At 48.0% G+C, this 13,168-nt stretch carries 8 protein-coding genes and 1 pseudogene; 1 reads left to right on the top strand and 8 read right to left on the bottom strand.

All coding sequences use genetic code 11. The features are described from left to right. Positions 1–120: 120 nt before the first annotated feature. A pseudogene (locus PREMU_RS04510) lies at positions 121–1,488 on the top strand (IS4 family transposase); the annotation flags it as partial. 375 nt (positions 1,489–1,863) lie between these two features. Here the strand turns inward: PREMU_RS04510 and PREMU_RS04515 are convergent. From PREMU_RS04515 to PREMU_RS04545, 8 genes are all read right to left on the bottom strand, one after another. Beyond that, the gene (locus tag PREMU_RS04515; protein WP_244863864.1) at positions 1,864–2,187 is read right to left on the bottom strand and encodes a transposase; all 324 of its coding nucleotides are present in this window, start codon (positions 2,185–2,187) and stop codon (positions 1,864–1,866) included. Then, positions 2,172–2,891 (bottom strand): hypothetical protein, encoded by a 720-nt coding sequence (locus tag PREMU_RS14900; RefSeq protein WP_169311310.1) that lies wholly within the window; start codon positions 2,889–2,891, stop codon positions 2,172–2,174. Before PREMU_RS14900 ends, PREMU_RS04515 begins: the two co-directional genes overlap by 16 nt. Further along, a complete protein-coding gene (locus PREMU_RS04520; protein ID WP_007573468.1) occupies positions 2,812–3,294 on the bottom strand; it encodes a hypothetical protein in 483 nt (160 codons plus the stop codon). Before PREMU_RS04520 ends, PREMU_RS14900 begins: the two co-directional genes overlap by 80 nt. A gap of 54 nt (positions 3,295–3,348) precedes the next feature. After that, positions 3,349–4,461: a cellulase family glycosylhydrolase gene (locus tag PREMU_RS04525; RefSeq protein ID WP_007573470.1), complete on the bottom strand. Its 1,113-nt coding sequence runs from the start codon at positions 4,459–4,461 to the stop codon at positions 3,349–3,351. Positions 4,462–4,622: 161 nt separating this feature from the next. Beyond that, positions 4,623–6,503: a family 43 glycosylhydrolase gene (locus tag PREMU_RS04530; protein WP_007573472.1), complete on the bottom strand. Its 1,881-nt coding sequence runs from the start codon at positions 6,501–6,503 to the stop codon at positions 4,623–4,625. A 26-nt stretch (positions 6,504–6,529) separates the two neighbouring features. Then, on the bottom strand, positions 6,530–8,362 hold the full coding sequence (locus tag PREMU_RS04535; protein WP_007573473.1) for a RagB/SusD family nutrient uptake outer membrane protein: 1,833 nt from the start codon (positions 8,360–8,362) through the stop codon (positions 6,530–6,532). A 20-nt stretch (positions 8,363–8,382) separates the two neighbouring features. After that, a complete protein-coding gene (locus tag PREMU_RS04540; protein ID WP_007573474.1) occupies positions 8,383–11,907 on the bottom strand; it encodes a TonB-dependent receptor in 3,525 nt (1,174 codons plus the stop codon). 84 nt (positions 11,908–11,991) lie between these two features. After that, positions 11,992–13,062, bottom strand: a complete 1,071-nt coding sequence (locus tag PREMU_RS04545; RefSeq protein ID WP_007573475.1) for a FecR family protein — start codon at positions 13,060–13,062, stop codon at positions 11,992–11,994. Positions 13,063–13,168: the final 106 nt, after the last annotated feature.

Consider the following 13,168-nt stretch of genomic DNA (forward strand, 5'->3'; position numbering starts at 1 on the left):
TTAATTACGAAAGTTTCCCACCCCATATAAAGTGGTATGAAATAACAGTTTCTCGATAATTTTTAGTAACTTTGTAGTGTCCAATTACATTAATTACCAATAAATTAAAGAGGAACTGTTATGGATACAAAATTAAGCAATTTCAGTGAGATCTCCAAACTCTTGAGTGTTAAAAGTAAGATGAGCACTGATATTCTCAACCTATTCTCAACCTATTCTCCAAATTTGGGCTTGGTCATCTGCTCTGCCGTTTGTCATTAGAGAAAACACGATGGTATATCGGCAGTACAGCTCATTCTTTCTCTTTGTGTCTTTTCTGAATCAACGGAGAGACCATACACTCTATGTATAAGAAAGGTTTCTACGTATAAGAAAGGTTTCTACGGCCTCCTTGAGACCGGCAAGAACTGTTACTACTGCATGCTGGAACGCCCTTCCATGGACTGGCGCCGGCTTATGAACTACACAGTAATCCGCTTTATGTGCGTTCTTCGAAAGAACGGTATACAAACTGAAGATGAGAACTCATGCGTGATTATTGATGACACCACACTGGAAAAGAGCGGAAAGTTTATGGAGCATATAACGAAGGTCTTTGACCATGTAAAGAGAGACTACGTTCTCGGCTACAAGCTGCTCTTGTGCACATTCTTTGATGATAAATCCACATTGCCTTTTGACTTCTCACTACACGAAGAGCCCGGCAGGAAGGGTGATGGTGGAATTGGAAAGAAGCAGTTCAGACGCAGGTTCTCTATACACCATGAGAAGGACAATCCTGATTACCAAAGAGAACAGGAATGCAGCATGAGTAAGTTGGACTGCGCTATAGAGATGGTAAAACGCATGTGGAAATGTGGTCTCCATCCGCATTATGCATTGGCAGACAGTTGGTTTGCCTGTGAAGACTTCATCACATCCATAAGGAATATTGCTGACGGTGCTATACACTATGTGGGCCTGGCAAAAATGGGCGCCACCAAATATATGGTCAATGGCAGGAAGCATAACGCAGAGGAATTGGTTGCCTTATACAGCAGAGAACATACACACATCTGCCGCAAGTATAAATGCCAATACATAGCGCTTCGAGGATACTTGGGCAGTCTTCCCATCAGAATTTTCCTTATCAAGTACGGACATAATGAGAGATGGAATATCATGCTAACCACAGATACCTCAATGCCGTTCATACGCGCCTTTGAACTCTACCAGATACGTTGGAATATTGAAGTTGTCAATCGGGAAACCAAGCAATGTCTTGGACTTGGGACATATGCCGGTCGAAACCTCAACGGGCAGATTGCTGACGCTGCTCTTTGCTACATAACATATACGGTGATGGCTTTAGAAAAGCGAATGTCTGATTATGAAACCATGGGCGAGTTGTTCGCTGAAATGGAAGACGATATAATGGCTTTGACCCTTTGGAAACGAGTGCTCGCATGTTTGGAGAAGTTACCGGACACTCTTGGAGAAGTGCTTGGATATAGCATAGCATCCTTGAACTGACACAGATAATTGTAAACGATCCAAAGCGAGGTACAGATTTCGAAGTTATGGCCGGAGCCTTAGAGGCGAAACGATTAAGAGAAAATGTAGCATAAACACATTTTAAGTCTCTGTTAAAAACAAGGGGAAGCTAGCTATTCGGACGTTTCGAACGGCTGAAAGCCCCTAAACAGAGGGGTGGGAAACTTTAATTAGTGTTCACTGAAAAAACATCAGGTAATTCTTAGGACTACAAGGTCCATAGGTCTGTTTAATCCAAAATGGAGAAGATGAAGCCAAAATACGAGTTTTCTGAAAATTGCGAGACAAAGTTCGGCTCAGTTGCAATAGTCCGTGGATAGTTTAACATCATTATCCGAAGATCGTTGCAACTCTGAACAAGAAGAAAGGAAGATCCTGCACACCTCTTATCTGTGCTCTGAAGCCTTTCATCTTTGAGTTGAGAGACTCTGCAGAAGCATTGGTTGATCTGTTGTTGAAGTAGTTGAGAACTTCTTCCTCTTTGTACTTGATGGCATCCCTGGCAGCTTTGATTTCACGCAGGTTGGAGTCAGCGACTCGCTGATGCCACTCATGCAGTTTTATTCTTGCAGCCTCCTTTGTAAGGTTCTTGTCTCTGAAGATGGCTCTCAAACTGCACACATGCCAGTATGCTTCCTTTATCTTCGGATGCATGTCGAACAGCAACTTGGCTCTTTTCCTTTGTTTCTCGCCCCATTTATCACCGCTCTGCATAATTTCGAAAGGGAATAGCCAGTACCCTGTTTCAACAATGTCTTTTTGTCATGTCCTTTATAAACCTTTGGCTCAGAGACATGCGCTCCAAGTAAGACCTTCAGTCGGATGGTCGCTTCTCTGTGATAGCACCCTCTTCCCTTGCCGAAACAATCAGACCAGATGGCAAGGCGACTCCCCAGTGTAAGTGCAGAGCCGGGGTTCTCCAATTTCCCATTAAGCTTTATATCTACTCCCCGGTAGATATATATGTCACCGTTTATGTTATCACCATGAACGACGAGCCTTCCTGTCAAAGCGTCATAATCACAGTCAACTGGTGTCCCGCCTATTCGGACAGCCATAGAGCGTGGCCTGTCCCCGTGGTCTGTATTTACGGTTGTCACTAAGTCCTGCCCATGCACTGCCTTCTCTGCCCCGGTAGTTCCGTCCTTCAGACTTATGCCGTCAAGGCTTTCTCCCTGGTCAGACAAAATGCCGGAGAGAAAGACGCTGGACCTTTTCTCGAAAGCTATTGAACGCCATCCCGTGGGGGTGAGCACTTTCAGCACGTTGTCGTTAGCATCATAATAGAGAGCCGACAACGTCTTGAGCCTTCTTGTTGATGGTGTTACTATCCGTTTGTTGAGTTTGAAGAAGGACATTGATGTCTTTTTCCTGCGCCCTGGGTGCCTCGTTCATCACTGGTACTGCAAAGGCAGATTTAGAGATTGCGATAGAGGGCATGAAGTTGACCCCCTGGTCGTCGATGTCCGATCCTACTTTCGTTATGCCATAGTATTTTCTGGCATCACCTTGTTCAGTTGGATGGAAGACTTGCAGCCATCCGATGTCCTTATAAACGGTACCGACGCCCATGGTGAGCCGTGCATCCTCTTTCTGGTTCCATCCTTCGAAGATATGGCTGCCATGCTTGAAGTTTCCTGTCTCAGGACCGTTCCATCGTCCGTGGCCCCCACGGACAGACAACATGTCGGCCTCCAGCACTCCACGGAAAAGACTATGATAGAGTAACTTGTCTTTCGTTAATTGACGAAATAGGGACATTAAGTCTTAATGCCATCGTAACGCGGCCACGAAAAGATTACAGTAAGACAGCTTTTATTTCCAATTCAGTTCCTTGATAAGTCTTATTTCTTCAGGATCAAATGGGGTCTTGTTCTGGCGGTAGATGTCGTGGAACCATAGCTCTGGTTCGTGACCATCTGGAATCGGTGTATCCCAGGCGAATATGGTATTTGTCTTGCCTGATAAGAATCCCCAGTTGATAGCCACAATCTTGTTGGCTTTGAGTAAAGGCATGACGGAAGAGAATAGACTACCGTTTCTACGTGCCATATATTCCGTGCAGACAAGCGGACGATTGAGAATACGCAGATATTTTATTTCCTCACTGTGCTTATAAGCTGGATCATAATTGTGGTAGGATATGACATCCGAATTCTCCAGTTGGAAAGCATTGAGGGGTGCAAAATCCATGCTGAGGTTCCAGATACCTGCCGTCAATGGTTGCGAGGGGTTGACAGAGCGTGCCCATTCGAAGACCTTGCGCAGCAGCGGCAGTGATGCTATTTTCTGATCGCTATTCCCCGGTTCGTTGTAAAGGTCCCACATCAGCACACGCTTATCGTTGCCGAAAGTCGTGAGGATATCCTTCACATATTTACTGAGATTCTTGTAGAGCGTTACCGTGTCTTTGCGCAAACTCATTGACGGGTCGCGTACCCAGCCGGAGTTGTGGATGCCTGGCTTCGGTGCCGGTTGCTTGCCATAGCTAGACTCGGCATTCCAGCAGTCATCGAAGAAGACGAAGAGCGGACGGATGCCATGACGGTCGCAGATGGTGAGGAAGTCATTCATGCGGTCTTTCAATCCCTGTGGGTCGTGTGCATAGACGACACTGCTGAGGAAGACGCGCATGGTCTTGAAGCCAAGTTCTTCTGCCCAACCTAGCTCCTTATCGATCTGAGGATGATCATAAGTGCCCTTGCTCCACATCTCTATCTGGTTGATAGCTGTGGCCGGAATATAGTCGCAGCCAGACATCCAAGGAAGTTGAGCATACCAGCCGTTAGCTTTCGCTTCCGTCCACCGGCTTGCTACGACTTCTTTCGCGTTCTTCTTAGCAATAACAGGCTGCACGCCTAAACATGCTAGCATCAAGAGAGCAAAGACCGTAATCTTTTCTTTTAAGCTATTTCCTAATGATATCATACAATTTATGATTAGACAATGTTTAACTTTAATTTAAATATATAATTCAGAACAAGGAGAGATAGGTGTGTAAGCCTCATTCTTCCTTTCCCTAGTTTGCTGTTAGTAAGACTTTTTGTTTTTTGTAAATGTCTTCAACGTCTCGGTCATTGAGCTACGGGTCATTCGTCAGTTCTCAGATAACGGGCCGTTCCCTCAACAATCTTAAAGTCCTTCCCATCAAACTGCAACTGTACAATTGCCGTCTTACGTGGACTGACTTGCGAACTGTTGGCATGAGTATGGAACACATATTCCATCTTACCGTCTTTGTCGATGAAGAAATCACCGTGACCCGTTCCGTTCTCACCAATGAGCTTTCGTGTGATGATAGGCTCATCATGCTTGACAAAAGGACCAAGCGGATTATCTGCCGTAGCATAGCCAACTGCATAATCAGGACTGCGGAAATCGTTACAAGAATAGAACAGATAGTACGTCTTACCTTCTTTGACAACCGTAGGGCCTTCTGCTACGCCCCACTTGCCCTTGGATGTGTTCTCCCATCCATCGCCGTTGACACGGATAAGCTCTCGGGCGGTATTCTCCTTCACCGACTTTAAGTCTTTATTAAGTTCAGCAACAAAAATACGGTTGCCGTCCTGCAAGCGCACATGGTATAGATAAGCCTTACCCTTGTCGAAGAACACGAACGGGTCAATCTCCTTCCTATTGGCAGGTAGTTGGGCTGGTTCCTTCTGCCGGAACGGACCCAACGGACTCTCGCTCTCGGCAATGGCAATCTGCTCGTTGGCGGTGTAAGCCATGAAGTATTTGTTCTTTACCTTAAACACCTGCGGAGCCCAAAAGCCTGCCGTTCCGAAAGCATCTCCACGTTTCAGAGCCAGACCGTCGGATGCTCCGCACGGTCCCTCCCAGTGTTTCAGGTCTTTCGACTGATAGACGAGGAACCCATTAAGAGAAGATGTGCCGTAAAGGTAATAAGTGTCATTATCTCTGAAGACAGTAGGATCAGCTAATAGAATATTACCCACCGCGGGGCGTTCTGAGACTGTTGACGGGCGGTCCCCTGCAACGTGAGGCCAGCCGTCAATCCATTCCACTCTGTCCATCCATACCACGCGTCCGGCATCAGGGTCAGATCTTTTGTAGCCATGATAGATGATCCAGTCCTGTCCGAGGTCATCTGTAATGAACTCAGCATTGTGGCCAGGCCCGGCAACAATATCACTCCCATGAATCATCACTTCGTAATGGTTATCCATCAAGCTCTGTCCCTGCTTGTCCGCGTAAGGCCCAAAGAGATTCTTCGAACGGCCGTAAGTGACACGATACGTGCTCTTTGCTCCCTCGCAGCAGGTGCCTGCGGAACCGAAGAGATAATAAAAACCATCATGCTTGTGGATATATGTCCCTTCCATGAAGCTGCCGGCTATCTGCCGCGGCTTTTCACCAGCTTTTATCGATATGCCGTCTTCGGACAGCTCTATACCATAAATACCATGGAAACTCCCCCAGAACAGATACTTGTGCCCATTGTCTTCAATGTAGAACTCATCAATAGAGTTCTGAACGCCTATCTGTTGACTTGTGAACATGCACCCATGATCCGTAAAGGGGCCTTCCGGTCTGGCAGCCGTGGCCACACCGATACCACAGGTCCACTCGCCGCCCCATTCCGACTTGGCGTAATAAAGCACATACTGACCATTGATACAGTTGATGTCGGGTGCCCAGATATTTCCCTTGGGGTTCCACTTCGGACGTGTCTCGTCCGTAAAAGCAGTGCCCACAAACGACCAGTCAACAAGGTTCTTCGACTTGTAAATAGGGGTGTTCCTGATATCCTCCGTAGCATAGAGGTACCAGCAACCGTTCTGTGCCCGGATTACAGTGGGGTCGGGGAGACTGGTGTTGATAATGGGATTTTTGTAGGTCTTGTGCTCCGTGACTCCTGTAATAGGGGTCATAGAACAAGCCGTGGCTGCACAAGACCCCACACTTAAAAGGACGGCAACAAATGTCTTAGAAAGAATATTCATCTTATCTGCCAATGATTTAAGACCATTCAGTTCCACTTGTCATTTTGAGTCAGATTAGGGTTGCGTTCTATCTCCGACTGCGGCACAGCCCATTTCTCACAATAGTCACCAGGCCAGATGAGCGTGTAACGCTTGCTGCCCCATATCTCTGTCATACCATTGGCGCCATTAAGTGTATTGGTGGTTGCTGACCCGCGGTTTGTTCCAAACTTCTTGTCGGCCCAGGTTCCCCAGCGCAGCTCTTTGAAGTAAAGGCACATCTCGCCTGCGAACTCCCAGCCCCATTCGTCCCGGATACGTTTGCGCATGTTCTCCTTACCGGTCACTTTGGTGTATTCGTTACTGTTGAGCAGAGCAAGCCCCGGAATGCGGGCACGCACCTGATTAACGTATGTAATGGCCTCGTCAGTCTTTCCCTGCTCATTCAAAGCTTCTGCGAGGCTCAACAGTGCACCGGCATAGCGGAAGACAGGAATGTCTATATCACTGTCCCATATCGTTTTGCTCTCACGACCTTCAATGACGAACTTGCGCCACATGTAATAATATTTGTCGTTAGTATCGGTACGCAGGTCGAAAGGATAGGAGTTGTCTGAGCCGAAATAAGGCCAGCGCAGGTAGTAAGTATAGTTGTTTGCAGTACAGCCACCTACATAGCCGGAGTAAGGCAAGATAAAGTTGTATCCCATACGAGGATCACGGCCTTCATAAACTTTTTTTATTCGCGCCTCATTGCCGTAAGGCAGATACTTATCCATGTCGGAGCCGTACTCCTTCATCTGTTCATAGCCTTTCTTGTAGTTGCTCTGCAAGTGATTGGTAGTCACCCCTAAGCTGTCGCGGAGGAAATAAACCGAGCGCCTTACCGGATCCATCTTTGAATATCCGGGAATGACATCGTCCATATCGAAAGGCTTACCATTGGCCCAAGTGTAACTGTCCACGAACTTCGGGTTCGGAATATAATTGTTCCAGGCATTGTCAACCGTCACACGGTTGCCATAGCACTGTGACAGCCAGTTGCCCAGTCCGGAATCGTCTGTGTACTGATATTGGAAGATGTATTCGTCGTTCTTCTCGTTTGCTGCTTTGAACATAGCCTTATAGTCAGGATAAAGGCTGTATCCCATCTTCGTGACAGCACGGAAATCAGATTCTGCCTTGCCATAGTCTTTCAGCCACAGATAGGCCTGCCCACGCAGATAATAGGCTGCCCCCTTTGTCACGCGACCGTAATTGGCATCGCTTGTCGAATATTTATCAGGCAAGTTGGCACTATTGATAGCGGTCGTACAGTCTTCTATTACTTGCTTCCACACTTCTCCCTCAGAGCTGCGCGGCTTTGTAGCCTCACCGTAAGCCACGGGCTCAGTATAGACAGGTACGCCACGCCAGAACGCATTGGCACGTGCATAAGCCCAGGCACGCAGCACACAACACTCAGCCTTGTCACGGTCTTTCTCGCTGTCGCTCATGTCAGGAACCTTATCTATGTTTTGGATAACATTGCTTGTACGGTAGATCTCCTCATAGAAACATCTCCACCAGAACTCAAATATACCCGAGGACGATGTTGCCGTGCCTAATGCCAACGGGCAATCGTTGGAAGCCCAGTTGACGTCAAGGTCGCAAATCTCTGTATATTCGTCAAGGCCCTTGCCTTCATTGCCAATGAGCTCGTAGTAGAAACGTTCATAGGCTCCATTGACAACACTGTTGGCAAGGTTCTCTGTCTTCCAGACATTCTTGGTGCTCACGCGGTTTGTCGGAACCGTATCCAAGAAGTCAGATTGGCAACTGCTAAGGGTCAAGCCACCCAAAACAATTCCGCAAAATATAGTGAATTTATTGTTTTTCATCGTTTTTGCCACTTTAATAGTTAGAACGTAACATTTAGTCCGAAAGAAATCTGCCGCATGGTGGTATAGCCTGCACCTGCGCGCATTTCAGGATCCAGACCCGGGAAGCTTGTAATGGTCCATAAGTTCTCACCCGAGAAATAGACTCTGAGGTTCTCAACATAAATCTTCTTCATCCATTCTTTGGGGAAGGTATAACCGATGGTAAGATTACGGAGCTTGAGGAAGTTGCAGCTATAAAGGCGGAAATCGTTCTCCTGACTGTCTGTCTGGTCAGGGTTCTGTAGCGTCAAACGCGGGTTCTCCGATGTGAGATTAGTACGTGCATCCGTAGGATTCTCCGGATCATAGAAATAGTGATCATAGGCTACATCTTTTGGGATCTCCAATCCGAAGACAACGCTGGAAGAGTTCTGACCTATCTCACGCCACCATGTAGCGAAGCCTGTAGCTCCGCCCCAGTTCATTGAGAAATCGATGCCGCGCCATTCTACATGTCCCTGGAGACCAAAGTAGAACTTAGGTGTATCGGATTTACCCATAAACGACTCATCATTGCTGCCACCGTAAACGCCGTCGCCATTATGGTCTTCCATGATATAGTCGCCGTACCAGATACCGTTCTTGCCAATGCTCTGTTTGCCCATGAACTTATAGCCGGCGGCTACCATAGCCTTCAGCCATTTCATATCCTCTTCGGTGCGGATCATACCGTCCTTAGGTCCACCGTTAATGTTTACGCTGCCGTCGCTGTTGAAGTAAGAGCCGTTGCCATGATAGATGCGGCGGAGGTAGAACTCGTTGATCTGATGGCCTTCTACGATGCGCTGCCGGCCTCCCGATGAAACCTCACCGATGTTGTTGTAATAGCTTTCGTCTGAAGGATCATTAGGGTTGGTACCTTTACCATGAATCCACGCACCTTTGTATTTCTCAACTCTATTCTTGTTCCAAGTGCCGTTGACGGATACACCATACGTGAACTCTCCAGCGCGGTCCTGCCAGCTCAAGGTCGCTTCAATACCTTTGTTGCTTACTTCGGCAAGGTTCATCTTCGGAGCCGTCTTGTCACCATAAGTCAGACCGATGGAAGGACTGATGAGAATGCCCTCCGTATATTTGTCGTAATAATCAATCGTTCCGGTGAGACACTGGTTAAGCGTTGCAAAATCAAGACCGACATCGAACGTCTTTGTCTTTTCCCAAGTGACGTCAATATTCGGCAGCTGGTTAAGATAGAAGCGTGGGCTTTTCCTGCCACCCATCACCGTGTAGCCTGTCTCATACCATGACTGATAGGCGTAATTGTCTACGGAAGCATTACCGAGCTTACCATACGAAGCACGCAGCTTCAGATTGTCAAAGACACGAAGGAAAGAGTTTTTGGTAAATTGCTCCTCCGAGATACGCCATGCGGCGGAAGCTGACGGGAAGAAACCCCAACGCTTGCCCGGCGCAAAACGGGATGATCCATCCTCACGGAAGTCCAGCTCCAAAAGGTAACGGCTGTCGTAGGCATAATTGGCACGGCCAAAATAGGAGCGGTATTTATATTCCGTATCGCTTCCGGCAATGTTACGCATCTCCGTGGCACCGTCCATGGCGGTTATTGACATATCGAGCAAGCCACGCTTGGATGTATCCTCGCTGCCACTAAAATCGCGGCCTTCCTCAAATCCGACAAGTGCCGAGACATCATGCTTGCCAAAGGTATGACCCCAGTTGAGTGTCGATGTCCACTTCCAGTTGTTTGCCCAACTGTGGTAGAGATAAGTGTATTTCTGGTCAAGGCTGCTTGGAATGTTTACCTCCATCTTTCTGCTGAAACTGTAAGTGCCGGTATTGCCCTCAGTGTATTTATGCCGCTGATAGAAATATTCATAACCAAACAGAGACTTGAAAGTAAAGTCATGAAGAAACTTTACTTGGCCGTAAACCGTACTCAGCAAACGATTATGCTTATAATAGGAAGGTCCCTGTCCATTAATGTTCAGCAAGGGATTCCCTGTGGCTCCATCTTCCTCATTGGTCTCAATGCCACCATATTTGCCATCATAATAAGGATAGATGCCCGGCACTGACTTAAGGAAAGACCAAGCCGTAAGATTGCCTACATCGCTTCGGTCCTGATCGTCGTGGTAGCCCCACATGTGAGCGCCCACTTCCATCCAGTCGGTAATCTTCGAGATGATATTCAGGTTGATATTGTACTTCTTGAGCGCTGTATTGACAATCATTCCCGGATTGTCAAGATAGGTGAGGCCAATATTATATTTCGTGCGCTTCTCACTGCCGTTGATAGAGAGGCTGTGCTCATGCATCAATTTTGTCTGGTAGATCTCGTCATACCAGTCGGTATTAGGATACGCTACATAATTAGGATACCCACTTTCAGCTATTCCGTTAGGATCCTTTTCAGCGGCGCGCCAGGTGTCAATGGTCGACTGGGAATATTTCAGTCCCTGGCCCAGATTAGTGCTGGCTTCATTGACAAACTCCATGTAGTCACCGTAATTGCTCACCCACCTGACAAGGCGTGAGGGAGAGTTGAACGAGAATTTGCCTGAATAGGTCACCTGTACCTTTCCGTCGGATCCTGTCTTTGTCGTCACAAGAATAACACCATTGGCACCCCTGTTTCCATAAATAGCGCACGAGGCGGCGTCCTTCAGCACGGAGATAGTAGCAATGTCATTCGGATTGACATCGGCAAGGCTCATTTCCATGCCATCGACCAAAACCAAGGGTGACGAGTCGTTGAGCGTTCCTGTTCCCCGAATGCTCACACCGAAGCCCTCTGAACCAGGTCGGCCGGAGCCTTGCATGACCGACACACCGGCGGAGAGTCCTTCTAAGGCCTGGGCGGTAGATGTGATAGGACGCGAAAGGGCTTCTTTGGAATAGTCTACAGAAGAGACAGATCCTGTGAGGTTCACTTTCTTCTGCGTTCCATAGCCCACTACAACAACCTCGTTGAGAAGTTTATTGTCTTCGGTGATGGTGACGTTGACAACATCTTTCTGTCCCACTCTCACGTTCTGCGTCTTAAAACCTACATAGGAGACGACAAGCTCCTCGCCGGGACTTGCATAGATAGAATAGTTGCCGTCGATGTCAGACACAGCCCCCGTGTCACTGCCTTTGACCTTCACACTTGCACCGATGATAGGCTCACCGCTAGCGTCGGTGATGCGGCCTCTGACGGTGCTGCGTCCGGCCTTGTTCACTGTGCTCTGGGGATGACCCTGGCTCTGCTTGCCTTTTGCAGAGACAACAATGCTCTTACCCTGGATAGTGTAAGTGACATTCTGAGAGCCGAGAATCTGTTCGGCTGCCTGACGCACATCTTCCGCGTCCACGTTTACCCTTTGCGAGGTGTTGAGGTCGGAGCCTTTATAGACAAAGGAATAACCGGTTTGCTTTCTCAGTTCCGTCATGGCCTTGGCAACAGTGACGTTGCGAAGATGAAGCGAAACACCTTGTGCATAGATCCCTAAATTGCAAGACAGAATCAGTGCGACAAGAAAAGTCTTTTTCTTACTCATGATAGGAGGTATTAGTTTAGATTGGTTATAAATTTATATATAGGCTCTGTTCCTATAACAGAGTTACTTTTGCAATGTGTAACATTAATAGAGGGTTACGTTTCTCCCATTGATCCTATAGCTTAGCTTGCCTGTACCTCTCAAGGCCGTGAGAATTTCCTGGAGCGACTGGGTGCTTGTATCGAAGCATCCGAAGAAATGGTACATGGAGAGCCGGTCGTCTGCCACCGTCACCTTCACGTTGTAGCCATGCCCGAGCTCTCTGGCGATGTCATAGATCGACTTGCCATCTAAGATCAGCTGATGGGTCATCCACGCCATGTCGCTTTCGTCAGCATCGTCGGTAACAAGCAACCTACCGTCACGCTTCGAAAGAACGGCACGCTGTCCGTTCTTCATCACAACGGGATCGCTGTGGGAACAAAACTTGTTCTTTAGCTCAACTGTGCCGTCGGTCAGCACCACTGTTGCCTCGTTGTCATCAGGATAATCAGCCAAACAGAACTTTGTGCCGATGTCCCGGACGCTGATGTCCGCTGTTGTGACGGTGAACGGTTTCTCCCCTTGATGGGCTACTTCAAAGAATCCTTCACCCGTCAGCGCGACGTCTCGGTCTTTGATGCCGAAGCCCTGCGAATAGGTGATCCGACTTCCAGCATTGAGGGTGATACGCGTGCCGTCGGGTAGAGTTGCGATGGCCTGCGAACCTACGGGAGCCTCTACGCAGACCTGCGACAACTGCTGTTCTACGCCCAGCTGTCCATGCTTGTAGAACTGCCAGCAACAGCCTGCTACGACAAGAATAACTGCCGCCCAGCGTATCCAGACCGGCGCATGGAGCCATGATTTCTTCCTGGGGGCAAGAGGCTCGGCAATATCACTGTCACGGGATCGCACCGAGCCTGCCTGAGAAAAGCCACCGTCTGCCATGACGTGCGTCGAGAACTTCTCGAAGGCTTTCTCAGCATCGTAGCGCGTCAGGCTGCCGACAGCCTCACTCGAAGTCCACAGATCCTTCAACTGCCTGAAGTGACGCTCGTTCTCCGATGAGGCGGAGAGCCAGCGCTTGAGTCCATCATCGTCGTGCGGGGTAGCCTCACCCGTAAGACTGCGGAAGATAAGATCGGCTATTATATGTTTTGTCGTCTCTTCCATATTAACGTGAGTTCGATGAATTATAAGTACTTATAAATTTGGTGATTAGCAAAATTCGTTGCATCTTTATAGTGTTGAAATACTAAGAAATACAGACAAAAATCGC

The organism is Hallella multisaccharivorax DSM 17128 (genome assembly GCF_000218235.1).
Lineage (GTDB): Bacteria > Bacteroidota > Bacteroidia > Bacteroidales > Bacteroidaceae > Prevotella > Prevotella multisaccharivorax.